At 42.7% G+C, this 25234-nt stretch carries 26 protein-coding genes; 15 read left to right on the plus strand and 11 right to left on the minus strand.

What is annotated here, in order from left to right; translation table 11 throughout:
* Positions 1-842 precede the first annotated feature (842 nt).
* Both RT269_RS23955 and RT269_RS23960 read left to right on the plus strand, forming a co-directional pair.
* Positions 843-2573: a DUF342 domain-containing protein gene (locus RT269_RS23955; protein WP_313186414.1), complete on the plus strand. Its 1731-nt coding sequence runs from the start codon at positions 843-845 to the stop codon at positions 2571-2573.
* Positions 2574-2594: 21 nt separating this feature from the next.
* The gene (locus tag RT269_RS23960) at positions 2595-2975 is read left to right on the plus strand and encodes a response regulator transcription factor (RefSeq protein WP_313186416.1); all 381 of its coding nucleotides are present in this window, start codon (positions 2595-2597) and stop codon (positions 2973-2975) included.
* 111 nt (positions 2976-3086) lie between these two features.
* Here the strand turns inward: RT269_RS23960 and RT269_RS23965 are convergent, their stop codons facing one another.
* The 7 genes from RT269_RS23965 to RT269_RS23995 all read right to left on the minus strand — a co-directional run bounded on the left by RT269_RS23965 (position 3087) and on the right by RT269_RS23995 (position 9433).
* Complete coding sequence (locus RT269_RS23965; protein WP_313186417.1) at positions 3087-3803, minus strand: lytic transglycosylase domain-containing protein; 717 nt, start codon at positions 3801-3803, stop codon at positions 3087-3089.
* Between the two features lie 28 nt (positions 3804-3831).
* The gene (locus RT269_RS23970; protein WP_313186419.1) at positions 3832-4890 is read right to left on the minus strand and encodes an N-acetylmuramoyl-L-alanine amidase family protein; all 1059 of its coding nucleotides are present in this window, start codon (positions 4888-4890) and stop codon (positions 3832-3834) included.
* Positions 4887-6251: an N-acetylmuramoyl-L-alanine amidase family protein gene (locus RT269_RS23975; protein ID WP_313186420.1), complete on the minus strand. Its 1365-nt coding sequence runs from the start codon at positions 6249-6251 to the stop codon at positions 4887-4889. The genes RT269_RS23970 and RT269_RS23975 overlap by 4 nt, the downstream gene beginning before the upstream one ends.
* Positions 6252-6324: 73 nt before the next feature.
* Positions 6325-6948, minus strand: a complete 624-nt coding sequence (locus tag RT269_RS23980; RefSeq protein ID WP_313186422.1) for a PilZ domain-containing protein — start codon at positions 6946-6948, stop codon at positions 6325-6327.
* Between the two features lie 63 nt (positions 6949-7011).
* Positions 7012-7659, minus strand: coding sequence for a PilZ domain-containing protein (locus RT269_RS23985; RefSeq protein WP_313186423.1), 648 nt, complete (start codon positions 7657-7659; stop codon positions 7012-7014).
* Between the two features lie 3 nt (positions 7660-7662).
* On the minus strand, positions 7663-8025 hold the full coding sequence (locus RT269_RS23990) for an EscU/YscU/HrcU family type III secretion system export apparatus switch protein (protein WP_313186424.1): 363 nt from the start codon (positions 8023-8025) through the stop codon (positions 7663-7665).
* The gene (locus tag RT269_RS23995; RefSeq protein WP_313186426.1) at positions 8012-9433 is read right to left on the minus strand and encodes a hypothetical protein; all 1422 of its coding nucleotides are present in this window, start codon (positions 9431-9433) and stop codon (positions 8012-8014) included. The genes RT269_RS23990 and RT269_RS23995 overlap by 14 nt, the downstream gene beginning before the upstream one ends.
* A 126-nt stretch (positions 9434-9559) precedes the next feature.
* Between RT269_RS23995 and RT269_RS24000 the strand changes: the two genes are divergently transcribed.
* The 11 genes from RT269_RS24000 to RT269_RS24050 all read left to right on the plus strand — a co-directional run bounded on the left by RT269_RS24000 (position 9560) and on the right by RT269_RS24050 (position 19523).
* Positions 9560-11704, plus strand: coding sequence for a chemotaxis protein CheA (locus RT269_RS24000; RefSeq protein ID WP_313186427.1), 2145 nt, complete (start codon positions 9560-9562; stop codon positions 11702-11704).
* A 68-nt stretch (positions 11705-11772) separates the two neighbouring features.
* Entirely contained in the window at positions 11773-12243 is a 471-nt protein-coding gene (locus RT269_RS24005; RefSeq protein WP_313186428.1) for a chemotaxis protein CheW, read from the plus strand.
* 14 nt (positions 12244-12257) lie between these two features.
* Positions 12258-13070 (plus strand): CheR family methyltransferase, encoded by an 813-nt coding sequence (locus RT269_RS24010; protein WP_313186430.1) that lies wholly within the window; start codon positions 12258-12260, stop codon positions 13068-13070.
* Between the two features lie 147 nt (positions 13071-13217).
* A complete protein-coding gene (locus RT269_RS24015; RefSeq protein WP_313186431.1) occupies positions 13218-14264 on the plus strand; it encodes a protein-glutamate methylesterase/protein-glutamine glutaminase in 1047 nt (348 codons plus the stop codon).
* Between the two features lie 133 nt (positions 14265-14397).
* Entirely contained in the window at positions 14398-14712 is a 315-nt protein-coding gene (locus RT269_RS24020) for a flagellar biosynthesis anti-sigma factor FlgM (protein ID WP_313186432.1), read from the plus strand.
* Entirely contained in the window at positions 14705-15133 is a 429-nt protein-coding gene (gene flgN / locus RT269_RS24025; protein ID WP_313186434.1) for a flagellar export chaperone FlgN, read from the plus strand. The genes RT269_RS24020 and flgN overlap by 8 nt, the downstream gene beginning before the upstream one ends.
* Complete coding sequence (locus RT269_RS24030) at positions 15130-17148, plus strand: flagellar hook-associated protein FlgK (protein WP_313186435.1); 2019 nt, start codon at positions 15130-15132, stop codon at positions 17146-17148. Before flgN ends, RT269_RS24030 begins: the two co-directional genes overlap by 4 nt.
* A gap of 10 nt (positions 17149-17158) precedes the next feature.
* A complete protein-coding gene (locus RT269_RS24035; protein ID WP_313186437.1) occupies positions 17159-18172 on the plus strand; it encodes a flagellin N-terminal helical domain-containing protein in 1014 nt (337 codons plus the stop codon).
* Positions 18173-18193: 21 nt separating this feature from the next.
* Positions 18194-18802, plus strand: coding sequence for a DUF6470 family protein (locus RT269_RS24040; protein ID WP_313186439.1), 609 nt, complete (start codon positions 18194-18196; stop codon positions 18800-18802).
* Positions 18803-18823: 21 nt separating this feature from the next.
* Complete coding sequence (gene fliW / locus RT269_RS24045) at positions 18824-19297, plus strand: flagellar assembly protein FliW (RefSeq protein WP_313186441.1); 474 nt, start codon at positions 18824-18826, stop codon at positions 19295-19297.
* Positions 19272-19523, plus strand: a complete 252-nt coding sequence (locus RT269_RS24050) for a carbon storage regulator (protein ID WP_313186443.1) — start codon at positions 19272-19274, stop codon at positions 19521-19523. Before fliW ends, RT269_RS24050 begins: the two co-directional genes overlap by 26 nt.
* 2 nt (positions 19524-19525) lie before the next feature.
* On the opposite strand, the gene RT269_RS24055 is transcribed toward RT269_RS24050, so the two are convergent.
* Positions 19526-20797 (minus strand): nucleotidyltransferase domain-containing protein, encoded by a 1272-nt coding sequence (locus tag RT269_RS24055; protein ID WP_313186445.1) that lies wholly within the window; start codon positions 20795-20797, stop codon positions 19526-19528.
* Positions 20798-20970: 173 nt separating this feature from the next.
* On the opposite strand from RT269_RS24055, the gene RT269_RS24060 reads away from it, so the two are divergent.
* Positions 20971-21687 (plus strand): C39 family peptidase, encoded by a 717-nt coding sequence (locus RT269_RS24060; RefSeq protein ID WP_313186447.1) that lies wholly within the window; start codon positions 20971-20973, stop codon positions 21685-21687.
* 21 nt (positions 21688-21708) lie between these two features.
* Here RT269_RS24060 and RT269_RS24065 read toward each other — a convergent pair whose 3' ends face one another.
* The 3 genes from RT269_RS24065 to fliD all read right to left on the minus strand — a co-directional run bounded on the left by RT269_RS24065 (position 21709) and on the right by fliD (position 24942).
* Positions 21709-22104, minus strand: coding sequence for a hypothetical protein (locus RT269_RS24065; protein ID WP_313186449.1), 396 nt, complete (start codon positions 22102-22104; stop codon positions 21709-21711).
* Between the two features lie 71 nt (positions 22105-22175).
* The gene (gene fliS, locus RT269_RS24070) at positions 22176-22544 is read right to left on the minus strand and encodes a flagellar export chaperone FliS (RefSeq protein WP_313186450.1); all 369 of its coding nucleotides are present in this window, start codon (positions 22542-22544) and stop codon (positions 22176-22178) included.
* Positions 22545-22563: 19 nt separating this feature from the next.
* Positions 22564-24942: a flagellar filament capping protein FliD gene (fliD, locus tag RT269_RS24075; protein WP_313186452.1), complete on the minus strand. Its 2379-nt coding sequence runs from the start codon at positions 24940-24942 to the stop codon at positions 22564-22566.
* A 143-nt stretch (positions 24943-25085) separates the two neighbouring features.
* Here fliD and RT269_RS24080 point away from each other — a divergent pair.
* On the plus strand, positions 25086-25234 hold a 149-nt coding region (locus tag RT269_RS24080; protein ID WP_313186454.1), incomplete at its 3' end, for a ParA family protein.

The following is a 25234-nucleotide window of genomic DNA, read 5'->3' on the forward strand; positions in this document are numbered from 1 at the left end:
TCAGCGGCGAGTTATATCATACCAAAGCATTTGACAAAAGTCAACAATTATTTTGAATTGTTTTGATAATTTGTTTAATTGCGAATAATGCCTCTGATAGAATGCGCCTGCTATATATTAATGTAAAAGTTAAATATAGATATAATGAATCCCGTAGGATTTAAAAACAGACCGGTCCGTTGCTTTTCTCATGCCTTATGTTCTGTCATAAAGTCATTACACAATAATATCGAAAGGGACTGCGTTCTCTTCACAAACCAGGAACCAAGTCTATCTTTCAGCCCCAAAACCATCCTATATAAACCAGGTTATGATTACAAAACTATAACTTTTAGTAACCATTCTATGTCACCATATATATTTATTTGAAATTAAGTAACCAAACAGGCTACTCTTATGTTATATTTATAGCATAGTTTGCCGATATAAAATATAGTCGATTTGTAATTAAGAAGGAGGTGTTCCTATGACGCATCTTGGTTCAAGAATCCCAGTGCCCCGTAATTCAATGCCTGGCAATCTGCATGGCAGATTATTTTTAACAATGGATCATTCAAGGAATGTGGCTTCACAAAGACCGGACAGAATTAAATCCAGTATCCAACGAAATAGATTCACATGGCTCGGTCCAGGTAATCTGATCAGCAAAAGCTCTAGAATCATTTCATCTGACTGTATATACATAGGAATGGAATAACCAGAAACCAGAGCCAGCATCTTTGATTGTAAAGCTTAATAGCTTTGATGTCTATTGACTCCAGCCAAAGAAGCGATTCGAAATCAGCCACTTACTTGCATACAGGGTTATAGTAGCAGGTATTTTTTAATGTTAGGGGAAGAAAATGAAAGAAAAAACCAAAAAAGGATTCTTTAGCCTTTTCCAAAATGTAAGGCGCTCTGCGGAAACATCAGAAAAGATCAGTGCAACTTCTGTCGTTTCACCTGACGAATCCCAAAATGAAGATCTTAATGAGACTGTATCCGATCCAACCGCACAAAAAAGTTCTGCCGCAGCAACCGTATTTCCCGAGATTGAATATGAAGCTCCTTCCACTTCTTTAATATGGGAGCCTTCTTATGATCCGCTTATTGTACGGATGGATGAAGAAGCATTATCCAGTGAGTGCGCTCAGTTTTCCAGTAAAATGCAATCATTATCCAATGTTTTTAAACGGACATCCGAATCTACACAAGAGCAGGTTCCCCAGCCAAAGGCGGCTCAGGCCTATCTTTATGTTTCAAAGGACCGCATGGCTGCATGGTTTTATGTGATCCCTCCATTTAACGACGGTCAGGATATAAAGGAAGAAGATTTAAAATCAATCCTCAATCAGGAGCATGTATCCATCGGAATTATGGAGGAATCCCTGAAGTCAATTGTTGAGAACCAGATCTATGGTCAGGCCGTGCTGGTTGCAAAGGGAATTCTGGCACGCAACGGAATTGATGGTTCTATTAAAGACCATTATAAACGGGATCTTAAGCTTGAATTTATAGAAGATGAAAACGGATCTGTGGATTATAAAAATTTAAATAATATTCAGGCCGTTAAAGAAGGAGAAGTGATCAGCAGTGTTACTCTTGCTGTACCCGGGAAAAATGGTATGACCATAACCGGTCAGCCCTATCCCTGCACGATTAAAGGAACTGACGTTCACGCACCTGTAGGCCGCAATACTAAGCTTACGGAGGACCGGACTCAGCTCGTTTCCCAAAAAACAGGCCATGTAACATTTGTTAATGGAAAATTCCAGGTAGATCCTATCCTTAAGATAAATGGTAATATTGATAATAGTACAGGAAACCTGGATTATGACGGAGATATATTGATTACTGGAGATGTAAGGAATGGATTTTCGGTAAAAGCCACTGGAAGAATTGATATCAGAGGCTCCGTGGAAGGCGCTCAGATAACAGCTCAGGGAACCATTACGATTGCCAGCGGCATGTCAGGAAACGGCCGTGGTACTTTAACTTCTGACTCTGATATCAAGTGCCGTTATCTGGAACATTGCACGGTCACCGCCAAAGGCAATGTTTATGCGGAAAGCATTATCAACTCCAAAATAGAAAGCGGTCAGGATATCATTGTTACCTCCGGCATGGGCGTCATAATCGGCGGTACTCTTTTGGCTGCAAACACCATTAATGCACGTGTGATTGGTTCTAAAGTACGGCGGCTCGTTACCGAATTAATCATTGCAAATGTTCCAAGAAACGTAGCAGAATCCGCTCGGCTAGCCAGAGAGCTGGAGCAGCTTCACCACAATATGTCGGAAGTAAGAAAAAATATCACCTATCTTGAAACCACCCAAAGGCAGGATAGACAGCAGCTGCTTGATAATTTGAAGCAGGCTTCCACTTATTTAAATCTCCGGGAACAGGAGATTACAAACCGTTTGGAAGAAATAACCGCAATCGATAAGGAACAGTCCGGAATCATACACTGCCAGCAGCTGCTGCCAGTGGTTCGCATACGGATCGGTTCTTCCAGTCTGCTGGTTCAGGAGGAATACTCCAGGAGTATTGTTTATAAAAACAGCGAAGGGGAAGTTACAATCGGAAGTAATTAAAAATAGAAGGAGGGAAGCTATATGAAAAAAACAATTATGATTGTCGATGATTCAATTGTAACACGCAGCGAGATAGAGCAATTACTTAAAGGAACGGATTTTGACGTCATCTATCAGTGCAGAAGCGGGGAAGAGGCTCTGGAAGCCTATGAAAGAGAAAAGCCCGATATTGTGACCATGGATATCATAATGCCTGGAATCGATGGTATCGAAGCTTCCAAACGCCTGTTGGAACATCATCCGGAAGCAGGAATTATGATCATCAGCTCTCTTGCTTATGATGAAACACAGCAGATGGTACAAGAATTAGGCTCCAACCTTCCTTTTGTTTTCAAGCCAATTAAAAAGTCATATTTTATTGAGGCCCTGCTAAAGGTAAGTGATGCGATTTCCCAAAAGTAAGGTCTTCACATCAGATAGATCTTTATATAACTAAAATGATATGTTATCTATTATTACATAGAAAAAGCCTAATGGAAGGTCTGCTTTTAAAGACCTTCCATTAGACTTTTTTTATATATTAAAGATTGAACCAGTCGTTGAATCAGCAGAATCAAACTGATTAGAAATACTAAAGGAAGCCATTTGCATCCGAAGCTTCATCAGTTCAATTAAATAAAGATAATCAGATTTAGCAGGTACAAGACTGCCGCTTTCTCCGTCCAAAGATAGATTGGACAGATATTCATAAGTACTTGATATGTCCGATGAATATCCTGATACTTCTGATTCTCCCATATAATTCTTAACTTTCTTTACATACTCCTGCGTTTCCTTAAAAGGAGGGATTCCTCCATATTTGCTTACATTGTTGCTGCCGGCATTATAAGCCGCCAGGGTGAGATCCACATTCCCTTTATACCGATCCAGATTTTCTTTTAAGTATTTAGCTCCCCCCATGATATTGCTTCTTGCATCATAGGGATCGTCCACTCCCAGGGATCTGGCGGTGGCAGGCATTAGCTGCATTACTCCGGCAGCCCCCTTCTTTGAAGTTGCAGATGGGTTAAAATTCGATTCCGCCTTAGCAACCGCCTTTAGAAGTTTTTCAGAAACACCGTATTTTTTAGATGCCTCCGAGAATATGGCCTCAAGATTTTCCGGAGCCTTTGCTACTGATTTTAAAATCTGTTTAAAATTCCCCTTGGCAGATGAAGCTGCCGTATATCCTGACTGCCCCGCCTTTGTACTAGCAAGTGCAGACAGTTTTAACTGGTCTATTGTTGCCAAAATTTAATCCTCCCATCAATTTCCGTTTTTACGGAACCCATCTTCCTGAAGCATCCACCCAATAATTGCCGACATTCATGCTGCTTGCCATGCTGCCATCTGTATTTAAGTAATACCAGATCCCTGGCTGGGGCTGTATCCAGCCCGTCAGCATTTCTCCTCCGCCCGGATTTAAATAATACCATTTGCCATTGACAAACTGCCAGCCCATGAGTAATTTTCCATCCTTGGGGTTTAAATAATACCATCTTTGGCCTGACAGGAGCCAGCCTGTCTGGTAAATTCCATTCCCGTCAAAATAATACCAGTCATTTAATATCTGCTTCCAGCAATTCCTGGCGATTCCACCATCCTCCTGCTTGTAGGTATTTCCCTTCCATGCACCTGATGTATCTCCGTCATATTCCATAATGGTATCATCGGAAGTGACATAATCCCCTTCCTTCATATATTTCCGGTCATCAGCAGTATAACCGATTGCCCGGACTTCATAGTAATAAACAGCATCTTTGTCCATGTATTCAGAAAGATCCACCGTATTGGTTTCAACAGAAATGCGCTTTTTCAGTTTGTCATCTGCATACAGAGCAACCTGATACCCAGTAGCAAATTCAACTTTTTCCCACACAGCCTTCGTCATTTTGCTATCGCTCCAGCCGGCCCTGGCTGTTCTTCCTAAAATAACTACAGGAACATAATCCACCTTAATTTCCAGGGTATTGTTATCCAATGCTTTGGCGGAAACAAACTTTGCCCCTGTGACCTTGCACTCTGACCGGTTGTAGGTATTTGCAAATATTGAGGTGTCTGATGTTAAAAACACACTGACCCGTTCATTCTTTGCTGCCTTCCATTTGCTGATATCCCGTTTCCAGACAACCTCCTTAACGGATACTCCCGCATTGGTAGTAGAAATTCCAGGCATCAGTATTTCTTCACTCCCATACTGGCTGTCAAACTTAAGATTTACGCTTCGAATCACAACAGAATCGGCGGCAAAGGACATCATAGCCGGCAAGCATGTAAATGCTGCCACCAAAACAGCAAGGAACACAGAATGCAGTTTTCTTTTCTTATCTCTCATCATTGTACCCATACTCCATCTTCATTTACCGGAAATCCATTGATTACCGTATTTACAGCCATCGTGCCATCCTGATTAAAATATCGCCACAGTCCGTCGATCTTCTGCCAGCCGGTTACCATGACTCCATCTTCCCCGGTATAATAAGTATGCCCATTCCGGGTGATTAAGCCCTTTAGCATAGCCCCCTCTAAGTTTCCCTGTACAGTATTTAAATAATACCATCTTCCTGCCTGGTTGATCCAGTCCTTCTGCATGGCACCCTGGCTGTTAAAATAATAATAATAGCCGTCTATGACCTGCCAGTTAGTAGCGGCGGCTCCCATGGGGGCCTCGTAGCCGTTGTCCGGATAAAAATAATACCATGTATTGTCAATTTTATTCCAGCCGGTCACCATGGCTCCTTTGGAATTCATATAATAGATATCAGAATCCAGGATAAACCAGCCGGTTACCATCTTTCCTTCCTGGCCAAAGCGGTACCATACATCATCAAGTTCCATCCAGGAATTAGCCTGAACTGTTCCATCGGCATACCGGTAGTACCAAACTCCGGACTGCTGTTCCCAGCCCTCTTTTATCCCAGAGCCATTTGTTGTACCGGCAATTGTGTCAGAGTCTTTTCCAGTTCCATCGGAAACATCCCGGTCCCTGATAACCAGTTCGTCTGACTCCACCCAGCTGCTCTTCTTTCCATTCTTAAGTTCATCCTGTTTGAAGGGAACAGAACGGATTTTGTAAGAATAGGTCCCTTCCTCTGTCATATACGGATAGAAATTATAGGAGGTAGCCTTTACCTGTTCCTTTTTTAAAATTATTTTTTTACCGCAGTAAAGCCATAATTCATAAGCACCCGATGTGTTATCCCCTTTGGACCAGACAGCCTGACCAAGCCTTGTATCCTTCCAGCCCACGTCTTCCGGTTCCGCGTACAGGCCTTTCACAGGCTTCGTCCTTAAGGTGACAACCATGTCACTGCCATTCCGCTTTGCACTGACATAGGAACCTCCCGTGATTTTCATCTTGGTAGCCTCATAAGAAGATTTAAAATAAGCATCGTATTCATCGGACGGGGTAAGGATAACATTCATCCTGGGTTCTTCTCCCACCGACATATCCTTTGAGGTGGAGGTGACCCACTTTGCCTCCCTGACAGTGTACTTTTTATCGCCGGAAGTTACATAGCACTCCCCACTTGTTTGATTAATCTGGATGTCTGGCAAGCGGTCACCTGCCTCGATATTAAGTACCACCTTAATGCTGATTGAATTGATTGCCTCTGTTGCCATCGCTTTTTCAGGGAAGAGACACAGGCAAAAAGCGACTAAAATCACTATTGCCAATCCCCTCTTTTGTTGTCTCATGAAATCGCTCCTTTTTAATAAGTCCTCACTCTACAGTTTGTAAATTTTTATCCTTAAGTTACATTTAGCAATACTATGGTTTCTTTTCCTTTACTTTCTCTATCAGCAGGTACCTTTCCAGCACGCTCTCCTGATGGGACGTCATGTCATGAAAATGCCCTCCGTACCTGTAGGAATGTTTTCCATTTTCATCAGTCCGCTCTTTTTTCCAAAGAACACAGCCCTTCAGCCTGACGCAGCCAAAATTCGTATCCATCAGAAAAGAAAATAGGCCTCTCTCTTTCAGTTCTTCCTTGCTTTCAAATCCTATGCCACCCGAACTGATGTTTTTTATGACAGCGCTAATATGTAACAGAGTTTCATCATCACCAGCCATCTCCAAGACCACCGGGATATCAACCTTAACTTTCGCATCATGGCGCCTTTCCAGATCTTCGATCCGTTCCATGATCCGGCATGAAAGCATATAATAGGGTTTCTCCTCCAGCTTCAGCTTTTCATACAGGCGGCATTTGCAGGTGACAAGTCCCTGTATGCCGTCATAAAACACAATGATCATGTCAGCGCTTAATTTACGTACGTCTTCTTCCTCAATGATAAGTCCTATACGCTCCTTATCAGAATCAACCACTTCCACTTCCGCAAGAAGATTTCCTGCAAAAGAGCAAATACAGGCCTTTTTACATTCAGTGAACATCTTCTTATTCCTCCGTTTCTCCGTCCATAGAAAGCAGTTAAATTCCTATTGCATAACGCGCAATTACTGTGTTTTCCTTTTTTTCAGCTGTTCCAGAAAAGCGAACTTCCTGACCATGGACTCCTGATAAGATGTCATATCAAAGAAACGGCTGCCATACCGGTAGCGTGGCGGTTCGTTCTCGCCTGACAATTTCTTTACCCATAGAATACTGCCCTTGAGCCTGGTACAGTCGCTGTCCGTTTCAAACAGAAAGGAAAAGATCTGCTCTACACTTAATTCAACTGCCGATTCAAGCCCGACCCCCCCTGCACTCAAATTTTTTACCTTAGCGTCTATATGTGTGACTTTTCCGTCTGAATCCGCCGTCTCCAGGGTAACGGGAAACGAAACTCTGACCTTAAGGTCACGACGCCTTTGTTCTATACCGATCAATTCGTCGATCACGCATGGAACCTTATAGATCGCATTACCGATCTCTCCAATTTCCTCGCCGCTGATCTTTACCCTGCCTGACAAACGGCATTTGCATGTAACAAGCCCCTGAACACCATCGTGAAATACGATCACTGATTCTGTGCTCACCTTATCCATATCTTCCTCATTAAAGATAAGCCCCATACTTTCCATATGGGAATCAACTACCTTTACCTCTGCGATAAAGATACCAGTTAAAGAAAAGACACTCGCTTTTTCACACTCAGTAAACATAAACTACTCCACCGTTTCCTCTTTTATTATTTCCTCTTTAATTAAATCCTCTTCCTCTATTTCCTTTACAGGCTCCGATGCCGGCTTTTCTACCGGACCCGGCACACAATTTAAGAAATAAAGGTAAATATCCACAATAGCCTGATATAATTCCTCCGGCACCTGGCTCCCAAGCTCAAGCTGGGTCAGAATGGTCGCAAGAGAATTATCCTCATAAACGGGTACACCGCTTTCATTAGCAGTTTCTATTATCTTTTCCGCCATATATCCCATGCCGGAGGCCACGATAACAGGTGCAGAATTCTTTGCATCGTCATATTTTATCGCAACCGCTTTTTTATTTAATGTATTTTTAAATTCTGACATCAACTGAATTTTTCCTTTCATGGATTTTGGGAAATACCTCTATTGGGGAGGATGGACCGCCCCCTGCCTGGAGATATAAGCTGTCTGCCCGGAAATGATACCGCTCAAGGATGCTTTTAATCTCCTTATAAATATTTGCCTCTGTTTTTTGCATCTTTTCCGGATAGAAAAGCTGCAGGGAGGCTGCATGATCCCCATAAAGAAGCAGAAGCTTAAACTGCCCCAATTCCCTGATATCAAATTTGACGAAAATTCTGGTCGTATGCTTTGCCCCCGCCTGGGTGCTGCTGCCTTCCTCGTCCGGATCAATCCACATTTCGGAAAATAGTTTCCGCCCGTCAATCTCCATAGGGAATGCCAGATGCAAAAGGGGCATATAGACACTTTCATTTAAAACCAGGGATTGAAGCATATTCTGAAACATCTGCTTATTCTCAAGTCCAGTACCTCCGCTCACACCGGTCTTTAGGAAATCAACGAACTTATCCGCCCATTGGTTTTTCCCTGCCGCCTGCTCTAAATCGACCTGATCAAGCAGTTCACCGAACTGCTCTGTAGTCATGGCTCCAAAAAATTTACGAAAGCCCTGATAACCCGCCAGCTTAGAAAAGGATTGCAAAACCTCTTCCCTTTCCCCATTTTCATATCTGGCTATTAATACCGTTAAAAGCGATATCTTATCCCGTATCGTGCCCATGTCGTGATTCATTGCGATATAACAGCCTAAAAAGGGAAGGATTTTCTCCTTTAAAAGTGCACTGTTTTGGGAGGTTTGCCCTTCGGGAGCAGATAGGTCCAGTTCCTTAAGCAAAGCCTCTATCTGCTCTCTTGTCTGCTTAAAAACATATGCCTCCATATCCTTTACTGTATTAAATATATCATGAAGTATATGCTTACCGGAAGACATATCATTGAATTTTCTGATAAAATTTAAAATCTCTGCTTTTAAATCCACAGAAGTTGTTTCTGCCATCACATGACGGAGCTGGTCAAAAATGCCGCCGTTAAAGCGGACTGCTGATTCAGCCTGTTCCTTTATGAAGGGCAGAATCTCTTCTCCCTGCATCTTGGCTGCCTCAAAAAAGGAAGCGATCTTCTGCGCTGCTTCTTCTCCCATGACTCCGCCCGTCAGCATTTCTTCACTCTGGAAAAAAATATCGGTCAAAATTTTGGTGAGATCAGGTATGTTTTTTACCTGGTTCAGAAATGAACCGAAATTCGAACCGTACTGGAATGCCAGCTGTTGATCCCCTTTTCCCCCGGAATCAGACCGGTTATCCGCCCGCATCACCTTTGAGGGATCTATTGGGTTCTGTATCTGGACTCCCTGGCCGGCCTGGGGGTTGTTTTTGATCGTGGAATTATCATAACCGGAAAGGGGTGTTGTAACTTTCAAAATATCTGCCATACTATGCCTCCATTTAACTGATATTTTATATAATTTTCGTAAGGTTATTTATATTTGCTATTATTTTTTATCCAACCATACCGATAAATAGATATATACTAAACTAAACAAGGCGGTGTAAATACTATGGATAACGGCATGGATAATATGCTTGATATGTACCTCTTTGAAACCAATTCCCTCCTGGAGCAATTAGACGAGCTCCTGATAGAAGCCGAAAAAGCAGGAGATTTTACAGTAGATGACGTAAATGAAATCTTCCGCATCATGCACACAATCAAAGGATCTTCTGCTATGATGGAATTTTCCTCTCTGATGCAGATAGCACATCGTATTGAAGATTTATTCTTTTTTATCCGTGAGAATGGTCTGGATTCCCTTGACAGTTCCCACAAAAGCATTCTTTTTGATTTAATGTTCCGTTCTACTGATATGCTTCGTGCTGAAGTTTCAAAAGTAGAAAACAATGAACCACTTAGTGATAATGTCGACCATCTGACACAAGAAATTAATAGCTTCCTGAAAAAAATCAGCGATGACAGCCCCACCGCTGCCGTGGAAAAGAATCATTCGGATCATTCCCGTCTCAAAGAAGCTGCCCAGCCAGCACCGGTCGTTTCCACTCCCGTCTCTGCTGCCAGCCTGGATGAAATCCGTTTGGACGTTGCAGAATGCCCGGAAGATCCGGCTGCCTTTTTCCTTCGTATCTTTTTTGATGAAGGCTGCGGAATGGAAAACCTTCGGGCTTTTATGCTTATCAGCGCATTAAAAGAATCCGGAATGGAGTTTGGCTATTATCCCGCCGATGTGGAGACCAACAGCCAGAGCAGCGGATCCATTATTGAGAAAGGATTTTTCCTGACGTTCCAATCCCGTGAGGAGGCTGACTCAGCCATATCACAGGTCAACAATATGAACAACATCCGTTCCTATGAACTGATTGAAAACCCCCGCGCAAAGGCTGCTCCCAGTGCAGAAAAGAAGAATGCTGCGGCAGTTCCAGCCCCATCTGCAGGTGAAAGCGCCCCGGCTGCTTCAAGTTCTCCTACCACTGGTAACTCTCATCAGATGCCGAACAAACAGAATCTGATCAGCGTAAATCTGGCAAAGTTAGACAACCTGGTGGCAATCGTCGGTGAGATTGTAATTACGGAATCCATGGTGACTTCCTCGCCTGATATCCAGAATTTAAAGAACCTTGACAGCTTTTTAAAGGCCACAAGGCAGCTTCGCAAGCTGACCGATGACTTACAGGATATTGTAATGTCCCTGCGCATGGTTCCTGTTTCCGGCGTATTCCAGAAAATGAACCGTATCGTCCGGGATATGAAGCAAAAGCTGAAAAAAGATGTACGCTTAACCATTATCGGTGAAAATACGGAAGTTGACAAGTCCATCGTGGACAGCATCGGAGATCCCATTATGCACATTGTCCGCAATTCCATGGACCATGGAATAGAAGAAACTGCCGAGGAACGTATTGCTGCCGGGAAAGATCCTCAGGGAGAACTTACTCTCTCAGCAAGCCATACAACCAACGAAGTCATCATTACCATCAGCGATGACGGAAAGGGTGTGAATCCGGCAGGCATTCTTGCAAAAGCAAAGAGAAACGGCATTCTTACCAAACCGGAAAGTGAATACTCCCAAAAGGAAATCTTAAACCTTCTACTGGCTCCCGGCTTTTCTACCAATGAGGTTGTCACTGAATTTTCCGGACGTGGAGTGGGCATGGATGTGGTCAAGAAAAATGTGGAGAACATCGGTGGTACCATAAGCATTTCCAGTGAATTAGGCAAAGGAATGTGCACTACCCTAAAAATCCCCCTCACCATGGCCATTGTGGATGGCATGGAGATCTCAGTGGGAAAATCTGTATTTACTATCCCCATTGCAAACATCCGCCAGTCCTTTAAGGTGAAGAATGAAGAAGTGATCTACGACACGGAAGGCAATGAGATCGTAAGGTGCATGAACCAGTTCTACCCCATCTTCCGCATTCACAGGCTTTACAACATTGAAACAGAAATTACAAGTATTGAAGATGGAATTCTGGTTTGGGTGGAATCCGGTGACAAATCTTACTGTCTCTTTGTCGATGAGCTATTAGGGGAACAACAGGTTGTTGTAAAGCCTCTTCCAGTATTCTTAAACAGCTTTAACGTTAAGGATTCAGGTATCAGCGGCTGTACCATTCTTGGTGATGGTAATATCAGCATTATACTCGACGTTTTAAACCTGTATGCCGCATCACAAAACCAGTATTATTAAATGAAATACCCTTTGGGTATACCTATATGCCCATCGTGGGCAAGCAAATTGAAATCGGAGGAATACAAATGCCAGCAGAAAATACAGCTACATCCGAAGCTTTTACTTCCGCTCGGACAGAAACTACGGAACGCTATTTAACCTTCCGCACAGAAAACCTTACTTTTGGTGTAAGCACCAATTATATCATTGAAATCATCACCAACCATACAATTACTACCATGCCCATGGTACCAGGATATGTAAAGGGAATCATCAACTTAAGAGGGCAGATCGTTCCCATCATGGATATCCGGTCAAGACTTGGCAAGCCGGACATAGAATATACCAACTCAAGCTGTATCATTGTTCTAAATGTGGATTCCGTTTTTATTGGAATCATCGTGGATTCTGTGGAGCAGGTTCTTGATATTGATTATTCCAGAATCTCACCGGTTCCGGCCAATAACCGGGAAGAACTGGTCAGCGGTATGATATCCGTTTCAGATAACCACATTGTCCTTCTTCTGGACTGCGAAACCTTAGTCAATAACTCATAAAGGACGGCTACTCTATGTTAACAATTTCGCAGCATGATTTCATACGGCTGGTGGATTTTATGAAAAAAAATTACGGAATCGACCTGTCTAAAAAGATGCAGCTCATTATGGGAAGGTTGTCAAACACCATCATTTCCATGGGGTACACTTCCTTCACAGATTATGTGGATCACATTCTTTCATCAAAGAATCAGGCTGATCTGGAAATAATGCTCAACAAGCTTACAACCAACTACACTTACTTTATGCGGGAAGAGGCACATTTTAATTTTTTTCGTGATACCGTTCTTCCTTATCTTATAAGCACAAAAAAGAATAAAGTTTTAAGCATTTGGAGCGCCGGATGTTCATCCGGCGAAGAACCTTATACCATTTCCATGATTATCAAGGATACTCTGGGGTCCCAGGCCGCTCTCTGGGATACCAGGGTCCTTGCCACAGATATTTCTCAAAATGCATTAAGGGCCGCAAAGGAAGCGGTATATGATGAGGAATCCTTAAAGAACTTATCTCCTGCATGGAGATCCAAATACTTTGTCAAATCCCCGGAACAGGGATTATATTCCGTAGCTCCGGCAATTAAATCAAATGTTATTTTCCAGACCTTTAATCTTATGGACCCCATACGGTTCCGGTTAAAATTTGATATTATTTTTTGCAGAAATGTCATGATTTATTTTGATCAGAATACAAAAGACGGGCTGATTCAGCGGTTTTATGATGCAACAGCCCCAGGCGGATACTTATTTATCGGTCACTCCGAAACAATCAACAAAGAAAAAACGTCTTACCGGTACTTAATGCCGGCTACTTACCGAAAAGAATGATCTGCGTAATATAAAATCTATTTACTGTCTCTCCATTTCAGTAGATGGATTTTATATTACACGGATTTTGGATTGCAGTTCGACTGCGGTGTGGGCTCTGCCAATAAAGCGTGGGCAGATAAGAAGAAATAACAGGAGGAATAAATTATGGCCAAAAAAATCCGAGTTTTCATAGTAGATGATTCCCTGCTGTTTCGCAAGGTATTAATTGATAATCTCTCTCAAAATCCCAATATAGAAGTGATCGGATATGCGGTCGATGCATTTGACGCAGAACGAAAGATTCCTTTACTTAAACCAGACGTAGTGACGCTTGATGTAGAATTGCCCATGATCAATGGCATTGAATTTGTAAAAAAACTTCTTCCTAAGCATCCTGTTCCAGTCATTTTAGTCTCTTCTCTTAATTTAAACGTGTTTGAAGCCCTTTCCGCAGGCGCCGTGGATTTTGTAAGAAAACCTGACATGTCCAGCAGTAATACTGCAAGCACATTCTTAAACACCTTGATCAGCAAAATTTTTATTGCTTCCCGTGCAGTCATTAAAGTCCCGGTTTCTACCCCTGCTCTCATAGAACCAGGGAAGTCTGCCATGGGAAAAACTCCCTTCTCCCTGAATGCATCTAATACCATAATTGCCATAGGCGCTTCCACGGGCGGAACAGAAGCCACGCTCCAGGTGCTTAAAGACCTTCCTGCAGACACGCCTGGAATTGTGGTCACACAACATATGCCGGAGGGCTTTACCAAAATGTATGCAGACCGTTTAAACCGGCTTTGCGCCATGAATGTAAAAGAAGCCCAAAGCGGGGATACCATTGAAAGGGGTCAAGTGCTGATTGCTCCTGGTGACTTACAGATGAAGGTGGTTAAAATGGGAGGCCGTTACACGGTAAGCTGCTACTCCGGTGAAAAAGTAAGCGGACACCGTCCTTCTGTGGATGTTCTATTCCAGTCCATAGCCGACACGGCCGGAGCTTCCTCCGTGGGGATCATCATGACCGGCATGGGACGTGACGGGGCCGAAGGACTTCTTAATATGAAAAAAAAGGGAGCTTTTACCATTGGGCAGGATGCAGAAAGCTGCGTTGTTTACGGAATGCCAATGGTGGCCTACAATATAGGTGCTGTCACCAGGCAGGTGCCCTGCGCAAATATAGCAGGCGTCTTAATGAAGCACTTAAGTTCTCTTTAATTGAGAAATTCTATTCCTGAAGTTAATATTTTCTTAAAACTGACGATATTATAAATGTAATGAAAAAACAGTCTTTGATGAGCCATCAGGCAAATCGAACTTCCTTATAAAATTCTTAGAAAGGAGTAAATAAATGCGTATTTCACAGAACTATTACGGTACGCTGTATAATACCTCCAAGATACGGCAAAACCAGGATATCACCACTTCTGAATCCGGTAAGAACAATTACGATGAAATCACGATCCGTTCTGCTCCCCAGGAAGAAATGGATTCCAAATTCATATCAAGCCTTAAAAATGCTCTTATGAAAGAAGTTAAACAGACCACATCAGAAGAAAAACTGAACCAATTAAGACAGAAGATTGAAGACGGAACTTATCAGGTGGATGCCAACAAGATCGCCGAAAGAATTCTTTTATACAAAGGAGCCGATTTCCATGAATAATTTTAAGGCAGTAATTGAGGATATGATCCAGCTTTTTCAGGATCTGGTTCAGGTCGAACAGGTAAAACTGGAAGCCGCTAAAAAAAACCGGGTCACTTATGTGGAAGATTGCATGAACAAGGAACAGGCCGCCATTTTAAAACTGAGAGGCCTTGAAAAAAAGCGTGAGGATTGCCAGGAACAGCTTGGTATGAAGGGTGATACCTTTCAGCAGATTCTTTCAAAAGTCTCAGAGGACGAGGAACATAACCAACTAAAAGAACTGTTTGACAGGCTCTCCTATCAGGTCAGGCTGTTTCAGGAAATAAGTGACGGTGCACGCACCATGATTGAACTTAATCTTCACATGATCGACAAAGCCATTAGGAATTCCCAAGGGAAAATGGCTCCAGACAATGCAAAATGGGAGGGATTATTATGACACGCTCTACTTTCTCCGGCTTTACCATTGCCCAGCTGGCCATGACTGCCAGCCAGCGGGCCATTGATGTGACCGGACAGAATATAGCAAATATTAACACAAAGGGCTATACCAGACAGAGGGTGGATCTTGCAAGCTTTAATACAAGAGGCGCCGATCATATGAGCACAGGACCTGGTGCTAAAATAGGTTACGGTGTTGAAATTACCGGCATTTCCCAGATAAGAGATCCATTTTTAGATGTTCAGTTCCGAAATCAAATTGCTAAGGTGGGAACGGCAGATGCAAGACAGGTTACCTTAGATCAGTTAGCTGATATTTTTGATGAGACTGATAAGGATGCATTAAAAAAGGCTCTCAGTGATTTAAGTTCCAGCCTTGATCAGCTGTCCGCCAATGCAAATAACAGCGAGTTTGACAGTATCGTCCGTTCCAGGGCTCAGGTCATTGTAAATTACATCCATCAAAAGGCCGCTGACCTTAACAGCGTTCGGGAAGAAACCATCAATGGCCTGGAAAATACGGATATACCCGCTATCAACGGTCTTCTTTCTGACATCGGAGAGTTAAATGACGCCATCTGGAAGAGCCAGGTACAAGGTAACCCAGCGCTTGAGCTTTTGGATAAAAGAAATGAAAAATTGGATGAGCTTGCCGGCTACCTTCCTATCACTGTAACTTACAAGGATGTGGTTGTCGCATCAGGAGCTAAATTTGAATATCCAGTTGTAAATTTCAGAGGCAGCGATGGAGCTACATATCCTCTTACGGCAGGAGAACATGGCGAAAATATCGCATCAATTTCTATGACACGAAATAAAGGATACAACGGGGAGCCTGACGGTACGGTTTCCATATCACTGATTCCTGCCAGCAATTTCGCAAGCAGCTCGGATGTAAGTTCCCTGAAAACGGATATTACCAATTATCTGAAAGAGGGAACCTTAAAAGGAACAGTAGATGTATTGAATAAATCGGGAGAAATGGACAACCCTTCTTCCGATTACAGAGGAATTGGATATTACGAAAAATCCTTTGAAGCTTTTGTCCAGACTTTTGCCAATACTTTTAATGAATTGAATGGCAATATGCAGCCTTATACCGGTGTAACTCAGCTGCCGACTATAGGCACAGCATCAAAGAACTCTGATGGAAAAGCAGTATTCAGCATGGATTACTCAAAAGCGACTGGAAACTTCTTAAGAGGAGAAAGAATTACAGTCAATGGCGAGACTTATACATTTGGAAGCGGTTCAGGAGAAATACCCATTGGAGCAACACTTGAAGAAAGTTTAAACAATCTGGCTGATAAATTGAATGGCGACCCATCTCACCTATCTATGAAGGTGGATGACAACATCGAAGCCGGCACTTGGTCCTATGCTTCCGGAAAGCTGGAATGGCGTAGTACTAATGCCGTATCATCAGACGTGGATAGCATCAAAACCTCTGATGATAAGGATATGTCCATTCTCTATAAAGCAAACCCTGTCAATATTAGAAACTTTGATTTGTTCCAGACCTCCGATGGAAGCAACCGTTTTACTGCCAGCAACATTAAAATATCCGATGATTGGATGAACAACACCATTCATATCATCTCTTCCCATAAAGAGGATGCTGGTTCCACTGCCAATGACAACATTATAAAGATGTTGAAATCCCTGACTGATGAACGGGTTTTCAAATATGAATACACCTACATGGACACCAACGGGGTCGCTCAGACCGGATATATCACCCACTATACCGGAAACTTTTCCCAGTGTTACTCTAACCTGGAAAATACCCAAGGTATAGACAGTTCCGCCAACCAGGCGATCCTTAATAACCACATATCTGTGCTTCAGCAGACTGCAGACAGCAAGGATGCCGTATCAGGTGTCTCTTTAGACGAGGAAGGCATCAGCCTGATGCAGTACCAAAGATCCTTTTCAGCTGCCGCCCGTCTTATGACAACCCTTGACGAAGCACTTAATACATTAATAAACAATACCGGCATTGTAGGAAGATAGGAGGTTTCCAATGAGAATTTCAACCAATGCAATTATACGGAACTATAAGAGCAATCTTGCAGCTTCCATAGCCAACTTAAATGTATCCAGAAACCATGTTATGACACAGCGAAGCTTTAACAGTGTCTCGGAGAACCCAGCATCAGCGGCCCGTGCATCCCAGCTTCACCGCAAGTACTACAAGAATCTGGATAATTTAAACACCTTATCAGACGTTCAGTCCCGTCAGGATGGACAGGAAGATGCACTCATGCAGATATCCAATGCTATGAAAAACATTAGTGCTGATTATAACATACAGGCGATGAGCGGTGACAAGCAGACACCGGAAACGCGGCAGACCTTTGCCTCCGCCATCCGCCAGCTCCAAAAAACCATGACATTATGCCTTAACTCCTCCTATGAAGACACATTTTTATTTGCCGGAGCAGACGGAAAGAATCCGCCCTTTGTTCTGTCTGAGGATGGAAAAAACCTTACTTACCGGGGTATTAATGTGGATGCCGCACCCGGCAGTCAAGATTATAAAGATCTTACTCGTTTATCCAAAGAAACCCTTTATGTTGACTTAGGGCTGGGTCTTTCTCTCGATGGTGCTGACCGTGTCGTACCTTCCAGCGCATTTAACCTTTCTCTTCCCGGTATAAAAGCCGTTGGGTTCGGAAAAGATGCGGCTGGGTTGAGTGATAATGTTATTGTATTAGCCGGACAGCTGGCTGATACTTTGGAGGCAGATAATTTTGATACAGAGACCTATGGAAAGCTTATGGATAAGTTTAAAAACTTAGGAACCAACGTATTAAATGAAGTCACGAATTTAGGCGTTAAATCAGAATTTTTAAATACTACAAAGGACCGACTAGAAAATAATGATATTTCCCTGCAAGAACAGATGTTAAAGGTTGAAGGAATGGACCCTGCTGAAGCTATTACCGATTATATGTGGAATCAGTATGCATACAATGCCGCCCTCAAGGTAGGAACCAGCATCTTATCTCCATCCTTTATTGATTTCATGAAGTAAAATTGATGGAGGTGTGTTATAATGGAACCATTGCTAAGGATTACTACCATCCCTATTGAATACGAACTGAAAATCCATAGTGCAAAACTGGAATATACTAGTTCTAAATCTCAACTGATAACCGACAGAATCAAGGGCGGCCTGACCATAAAAAATCGTCCCATCAAATTACATCTGGATACGTACGATGCACGTAATTCAGTCTGCCCTACTACAATGGAAAGTGTGCGCCAAGCTGCTGCCAAGGGTAAGTCCGCCGCTCTGGAGGCTACTGCTACATATGCAAAGGAAGGTGCCATGTTATTAGACCCAAAGATTACAAATCCCCTCGATGTGATATTCAGCCAGCGTGCCCAGCCGCCTACTGGAGAATTCGGATTACGATTTCTTCCTACTACAGGCCCTGATATCGAATGGTCTGATCCGGATTTATCCATGCAATACCAAATAGATAAATTAAGCTTTGACATAAAGGTAGCAAATGGAAATATTGAGTTTATACCGGGAAATATTGAGTTATCAATCACTCAAATGCCTGACGTGAATATCGAATATATCGGCAAGCCCCTTTATGTTCCCCCCAGCGCAGCTAGCTTCTTCAATCATACCCCGGTAGATATTTTCGCTTAACCCTGTACTCTGGAGGTATTTATGGAAATCAATACACAATATTTTGGCAAGATTTCATGTTCAGACAAAGAATTCATACATTTTTCTGACGGGCTGTTCGGTTTTACTGATTTGAAAGATTATGTTCCTCTGGCCTTCCAGGAGAACAGCGATGCTTTGATCTGTCTGCAGTCAGTAGATGATTTCAGCGTATCCTTTATTCTTATGAATCCATTTCAGTTTTATGAGAAATACGAACCGGAATTATCTCAGGAGGATCAAGAACTGTTAGAAACTGCAGACAGCGAAGACAAAGTTTCTTATTATGTCATCAGCGTAATCCATGACCCCATGGAAAACAGCACGGTAAATTTAAAAGCTCCGATTGCGGTAAATACAGAAACCCGGGAAGCCAGACAGATAATTTTGGATAATCCTCTTTACCGCTTCCGTCACCCGCTTAAGGATTTTATAAAAAAGGGGGATTCGTATGCTGATTCTTCAAAGAAAAAATAACCAGTCTCTTACGATTGGGGACAATATCAATGTTACAATTCTTGAAATTGGAAATGACTGGGTAAAGTTAGCCATCGATGCACCAAAAGAAATTTCAATTCTTCGTACCGAATTGTTGGAAGCTGCCTCAGCTAATCAGGAGGCCGCTTCCTCCCATCCAAACGAAGGCTCTATATCCCAAATCAGGAACTTGATGAACCAATCAAAAAATAGCGAAAATACCTGATATCAATTAGGTATTTCCGCTATTTTTTGTTCTTCTTGCTCCTTTTGTTCTTCTTGTTCTCTTTCTTTCTTCTCTTCTTTTTCTTCTTTCTCTTCCGCCTTTACTCCCGGATACTTTCTCCACATATACCGAAAAAGTATCTTAGGGATACGGAACTTTTCTTCCATTCTGCTGCCCGCCATTCTTATGAAGTATCTTTCGAGACGGATCAGCCAAAAAACGGGAAGGAATGCGCCGGATTTCTCTAATACCGGATATATGGTTTCCATGTATTCCCGATCCGGAAACAACCACGCTATCAGCCTTCTGAATTCTTCCTTTTTCCTATCCCTGGAGTAACAATCGGCAACCGTTTTGATCAAAGGCAGGAGCTGCTCACTGACTTCGCGCCCTTCTGTTCCTTTGCTGAAGATGTAAGATTCCATATTATCATATATTTCCACATTTTCAATTCCTGTTCCAGTGCCAAACCAGCGAAGGATAAGATATTCCAGACGCTCCGCAAACTCTTCTATTTTAAGTTCCTTCAAACGCTCGTAAATATAAGGCCATGAAAAGAACTCCCCCTGGGTTTTATAAAATGCCCAAAAATCCATAATCTGGCTAAGGCTGATATCCCCTCTGGCATAAGAATCCGTCAGCCTGCACATAAGGAATAAATATATCTCACTGGCATTCATCTCCCGGATATGGTTAAAGCCTGTTTTATCTGGCAGGGATCGAACCAGGTTGATATAAAATTTCTGCATGGACCTGCTGAAAAACATGGTCTGATTGAAACACAAAACTTTGTTCCCTGGTACCCGATAGTAAAGCTCCCCCCTGTTTTCCGTATATCGTTCTTCAAAATCCGCGTCCCAGAGAAGTGCTCTGATGACCGGAGAAAACTTCTTTTCCGTGCCAATCTCAATAAACTCCCGGCAGCACATTTCTTCAATAGGATAGCATTTAACAAAATCCGAATAATTTAAAAAAAAGCAGTTTATCCCGTTCCTTTCCAGAAGGGTCTGTACCTGCCTTTCTGCTGAACGTAAACGTTCAACCCGATGTACGGATTCTAAATATTTGCCAAAAAAACGCTGACGGATCGATTGAGGAATCTCTACATCTAATCCCATAATTCCATAATAAACAACATGAGCTACACGGTGATAATCAGCGATCCGAAACATCTTTTCCCAATTTAAGTACCTTAGCGGTGCCGGTGATTCCTTCTGGTTTATCACTGATGACAGCAATGTCATTAAATACCGTTCTTCGTATCCTTTACTCATTCACAATTCCACCTTTAATCAATATACCTTTCTCTGCTGTCAGTATCTTTTACCGCTGAAAAATAACACCCTATATATTATATATCGGTTTTTTTACAGCAATCTTAACTTTATCAGACAGTAGTTCGATAAATAACATAGAAATAAATATTATTATAGAAAAGGTGATTGTGTTGAATACCATCCAATATATCCTGTTCCGAACTCTGTTTCTGTCTGTAATTCCTTTTATGGCCTCTTCTTCCATTAATCAAGCGGCCTCGGGGGAAACAGCAATTATCTCGGAGTATTCTCAAAATGAAAGCCCTGAGACGCCAACAGCCGATTTTCCTCAAGAGGGAAGATATGACCTCATGCTGGACAGCGTGTGCGGCCCTCTTACCTATTACAACCAGTCTGACGAAAGATGGGGCAGCTTTCTGTATGGCGGAAAAGATCCTCTTTCCACCTATGGCTGCGGCCCCACGGTCATGGCCATGATTGTGACAAGTCTTACCGGTAATCAGGTGCTTCCACCTGATATGGCTGTGTGGGCGGCAGCAAATAAGTCCTGGGCTCCCAGTCAGGGTTCTTATCACCGCCTGATACTAGACAGCGCCCTGGCCTATGGCCTGAATGCCGCCCCAGTTAAAGATTATACAGTCCAAGGGCTGGAAGATGCATTAAATTCTGGTCATTTGGTCGTAGCCCTTATGAAAAAAGGGCATTTCACCCAGAATGGTCATTTTATTATCCTTACCCGCTTTACAGAAGAGGGAACGGTAAAAATTGCTGATGCCAATCAATACGATAATTCTCAAATAGATTGGGATCCCTCTCTTATATTGAAAGAATTAAACTACCATGCTTCAAACGGAGGGCCTCTTTGGATGATCGGCCCACCGGGTTAATCAATCGAGCTTCCCTGTTAATTATTGATAGTAAGAATCCTTTCCTGATAACCGTATGCTTATGAGTCGGTCCGCTTCAATGGTCCGTTTCAGCACGAACTGAATACTTTTTCCCTTCTCCTCCAGCATCTCAGCAGTAAGACTGCCGGTCTTCCCGCCTCCTTTGCCATTTAACAACTCCCTTACCTGACTACCTTCATCGGGCGATAGGGCAGATATCAGGCATTCTATGTTTCTGGTGCATACATCTGCTTTGTCCATTTCATCCTGGCGCATTCCCAATAACATTTGAACCGATTCCCTGTCATTTCGAGACAAGGCATCACCCATCTCCCGGGTAATGCGCTCAATTTCAGCTATAAACATGTATTTCTTCTGCATCTCTTTTAGAATTTCAACCAGTATAGAATCTTCCATGTTCTTCCTCCCTCCTTCTTATAACTGAATATTAAATAACCGGAGAGAATATTTTCCCTCCGGCACCTTTTTTAACTGCTTATCTGCTGCGCCTCTTTGAAGGCATCTCTCAATTCTACAATCAAGGGTCTGACTTCTGCGATGATCTTAGGATTTCTTCCTGCTTTAATCCTGCTGAATTCATATAGAAAAAAATCATACAGACGATTTAGTTCAAAGCTTATTTCATATTTAAGATCCAGGGTATTCTTCAAATAATTAACAATTTCAACAGAGCGCTGCATGGACTGGTCAAAAAGCATATAATCCTTTTTCTCCAGGGAAAGCTGTGCTCTCGTCAGGCGTTTTAATAGCTCATCGTACAGGAGGCCAAGCATCTCTCCAGGAGTCATAGTATTTACCGACTGTGCTTTGTAATTTTGATAACCATAGGCATTCATATTATACACCACCTCTTCATCAACCACCAAACGAACTCTGCAGCCAGCTGCTTTGAGAATTCATCTGGGCAATCACTGTCTCCAGGCTAGTAAACTGCTTGATGTATCTGTCTGTCTCTACCTTGAGCTGAGACTGGAGACGATTAATATACTTGTCAACCTCATCCATAGATTTTTTGAGGGCGTTGGAAAGAATGCTGCTAGGAGCATAGACAGATCCCGCCTTTTCAATCAGGCTTCCCTTCACAGCACCGGTGACAGATGCATATTTGTTGATGATTCCAGTGAGGCGATTCATGACTCCGCCCTGGTCCCCTGTAGAAGTATCAGCACTCCTTGTAAATAAATCCTGAAGCTCTTCTCCTGAGTTTTCAAGGGCTGTACGGAACTTTTCCTCATTGAATACAATAGCTCCATTTTCTGAATAGTCAGTACTTTTGGAAAATCCAAGAGCTTCCAGACGGGCCGTCTCAGTTGTACCCACACCAAAAATAAAACGCATGCTGTCAGACAGACTTCTTAATTCTGAATCACCGAAAAGCAAACCCTTCTTTGCCTCTGTCTCCCACTTTTCAATCTGGCTATCCTTCATATCCGCTTTCTGCTCATCCGTCAAGGGCCCATAATTCCGGTTTGGCTTTGTGGAAATCTCATCGTTGACAAGTTTAATAAGTGCATTGTAATCCTTAATCATATCAGTAACCGCTTTCACGATCTTATCAGAATCCGCTTTGGCATTGAGGGTAACCTCCTGGGATTTATCGTCTCCCGTCTCATTAAAGGTTCCGCTCACGGTAACGTTCATCCCCTCTAGGTTGAAAGTGTTGCTTCCTCTCGTTAACTTGACCGTGTCTGCTGAGTCGCCGTACCTTACGTTGATGATAGCGTCCTGACCGTAATCTTTCATAGCTGCACCATTTTCCATGGCACCAAACAGCTTTGCAGCATCGTCACTAAGTTCCACCTTTCCAGAGGCTCCCTCCTCGTTTGACACGATAGAGAAACGGTCTGCATTTTTCATATAAGTTACGGTTACACCGGCATCGGAGGAATTAATTTTATTGATGATGTCATTCATCGTACTTCCGGAATTAATTCCTGTAATGGTTTTTCCATTAATTGTGATATCCCAATCCGTACCTGACGGCATAGTCGCTAAGCCGGATTCTCCAACTGCCGCATCAAGGTTCAGACGGTTTGACTGTCCTTTTTCTATCTTTAAAGCTCCATCCGTTCCCAATAATCCGGCATCAGCAGATGAAATTGCCAAATTGGAAGAGTTGTCAGCATCTCCGTTAGGCTTTTGTGTCTTAAACTGGAGCTGATCACCTGTAATACTCACCGCAATTCTTCCTGAACCAAATTCCTTGGCCAGCTTTTTCTCAATATCTGCCGCAAATTTATCTAATGGATTCTCCTGTTCGGAATCATATTCAAGCGTTATGGATTTTGAAACCCCGTTATAAGTAAATGTCATCTTTTTTCCATTTACTCTGTCCTGAAATGAAAGCTCTTTGAAAAAATTCTGATTATCCTTGATTTTATTCCAGTCTTCCTCAGGCATGGAAATTCCAGAATTATTGAGGACAGTCTTACCCGCTTCTGCCAATATTTCAAACTCATCCTTGTTTTCAAAACCAAGAGCTTTCAATGCACCTTCGCTTCCTCCTGCCAGGCTGACCGTATTTCCTGCATCATCTATGGACTTGAAGCTTAGTTTAAATGGAGCATTTTTTTCATCAGGAGTATCTGTTTCTGCCTCTACGTCAACGATATCTGCCAGAGTCCTGCCTCCTACGGAAACATTCTTCAGCGCTTCTTTAATGGACTTCACGGCTTCGGTCGCATTGGAATAATCACCGTTTCCTAGCTGCACTTCAAAGGTTTTGTCATTAACCTTAAATTTTAAGCTTTCCCCCGCCAAAGCACTGACTGGCGTCATTTCATCTACTTTAAGCTCTCCAGACATTAGTGCTCCGCTGGTAACATAATCACTGGAAACCACAGAGGCCTTTTTGGCAAGCTGTTCCACCCCTGCGATGGAGATAGAGCCGGCGCTGGTTGGACTTCCAGTTACCTGGATATACTTACTGTTGATCCCGGTTGGGGTAACATTGCTTCTGGTCCAGAAGGCAGCGCTGGCAAGGTTGGTTTCTGGATTGGTATAGGATGTGTACTTTCTTGAAAATTCAACCAACATGGAGCTGATGGACCGATAGGCATCCTGCTTCCACTGCATTGTCTGTTTACTCTTTTGCTGTTTGGCAATCTTGGCCCTTGTTGCGGCCGTCATTCCCTCTATAAGGCTGTCCCTGTCCAAGCCACTGGCAAGGCCTCCAAAACCACGGAGAGAAGAGGCGGAAGTAGTATTGGAAATATTATTATATACTGATGCCATATGAAAACTCCTTTCTAATACAATACAAGCAATTTGATTCTCCAAAATACTGTTTTTTTCTTGTTTTTACTATACTTATTTATCGACATATTGTATACTAAAGATAATAGTTTTATTTCAATTTACGATTGGAGGAATAGAAGTTGTCAACAGTCATTGCAATTACAAATCAAAAAGGCGGCGTAGGCAAAACAACCACTTCCTGTGCTCTTGCCTGCGGTCTTGCCATGAATCATAAAAGAGTTTTGGCGGTGGATTTAGACCCTCAGGGCAACTTAGGCTTCAGCCTTGG

It is taken from the genome of Lacrimispora sp., from assembly GCF_032078915.1.
GTDB lineage: Bacteria > Bacillota > Clostridia > Lachnospirales > Lachnospiraceae > Lacrimispora.

Excerpts from the sequence above, each read along its gene's own strand:
- RT269_RS24035 (WP_313186437.1), top strand. The coding sequence starts at position 17,159 with ATGAGAATTTCAACCAATGCAATTATACGGAACTATAAGAGCAATCTT.
- fliD (WP_313186452.1), bottom strand. The coding sequence starts at position 24,942 with ATGGCATCAGTATATAATAATATTTCCAATACTACTTCCGCCTCTTCT.
- RT269_RS23995 (WP_313186426.1), bottom strand. The coding sequence starts at position 9,433 with ATGGCAGATATTTTGAAAGTTACAACACCCCTTTCCGGTTATGATAAT.
- RT269_RS24005 (WP_313186428.1), top strand. The coding sequence starts at position 11,773 with ATGCCAGCAGAAAATACAGCTACATCCGAAGCTTTTACTTCCGCTCGG.
- RT269_RS23985 (WP_313186423.1), bottom strand. The coding sequence starts at position 7,659 with ATGTTTACTGAGTGTGAAAAAGCGAGTGTCTTTTCTTTAACTGGTATC.
- RT269_RS23970 (WP_313186419.1), bottom strand. The coding sequence starts at position 4,890 with ATGATGAGAGATAAGAAAAGAAAACTGCATTCTGTGTTCCTTGCTGTT.
- RT269_RS23955 (WP_313186414.1), top strand. The coding sequence starts at position 843 with ATGAAAGAAAAAACCAAAAAAGGATTCTTTAGCCTTTTCCAAAATGTA.
- fliS (WP_313186450.1), bottom strand. The coding sequence starts at position 22,544 with ATGAATGCCTATGGTTATCAAAATTACAAAGCACAGTCGGTAAATACT.
- RT269_RS24065 (WP_313186449.1), bottom strand. The coding sequence starts at position 22,104 with ATGGAAGATTCTATACTGGTTGAAATTCTAAAAGAGATGCAGAAGAAA.
- RT269_RS24020 (WP_313186432.1), top strand. The coding sequence starts at position 14,398 with ATGCGTATTTCACAGAACTATTACGGTACGCTGTATAATACCTCCAAG.
- RT269_RS23975 (WP_313186420.1), bottom strand. The coding sequence starts at position 6,251 with ATGAGACAACAAAAGAGGGGATTGGCAATAGTGATTTTAGTCGCTTTT.
- RT269_RS24050 (WP_313186443.1), top strand. The coding sequence starts at position 19,272 with ATGCTGATTCTTCAAAGAAAAAATAACCAGTCTCTTACGATTGGGGAC.
- RT269_RS24055 (WP_313186445.1), bottom strand. The coding sequence starts at position 20,797 with ATGAGTAAAGGATACGAAGAACGGTATTTAATGACATTGCTGTCATCA.
- RT269_RS24030 (WP_313186435.1), top strand. The coding sequence starts at position 15,130 with ATGACACGCTCTACTTTCTCCGGCTTTACCATTGCCCAGCTGGCCATG.
- RT269_RS24000 (WP_313186427.1), top strand. The coding sequence starts at position 9,560 with ATGGATAACGGCATGGATAATATGCTTGATATGTACCTCTTTGAAACC.
- flgN (WP_313186434.1), top strand. The coding sequence starts at position 14,705 with ATGAATAATTTTAAGGCAGTAATTGAGGATATGATCCAGCTTTTTCAG.
- RT269_RS24010 (WP_313186430.1), top strand. The coding sequence starts at position 12,258 with ATGTTAACAATTTCGCAGCATGATTTCATACGGCTGGTGGATTTTATG.
- RT269_RS24015 (WP_313186431.1), top strand. The coding sequence starts at position 13,218 with ATGGCCAAAAAAATCCGAGTTTTCATAGTAGATGATTCCCTGCTGTTT.
- RT269_RS23990 (WP_313186424.1), bottom strand. The coding sequence starts at position 8,025 with ATGTCAGAATTTAAAAATACATTAAATAAAAAAGCGGTTGCGATAAAA.
- RT269_RS24040 (WP_313186439.1), top strand. The coding sequence starts at position 18,194 with ATGGAACCATTGCTAAGGATTACTACCATCCCTATTGAATACGAACTG.
- RT269_RS23980 (WP_313186422.1), bottom strand. The coding sequence starts at position 6,948 with ATGTTCACTGAATGTAAAAAGGCCTGTATTTGCTCTTTTGCAGGAAAT.
- fliW (WP_313186441.1), top strand. The coding sequence starts at position 18,824 with ATGGAAATCAATACACAATATTTTGGCAAGATTTCATGTTCAGACAAA.
- RT269_RS23960 (WP_313186416.1), top strand. The coding sequence starts at position 2,595 with ATGAAAAAAACAATTATGATTGTCGATGATTCAATTGTAACACGCAGC.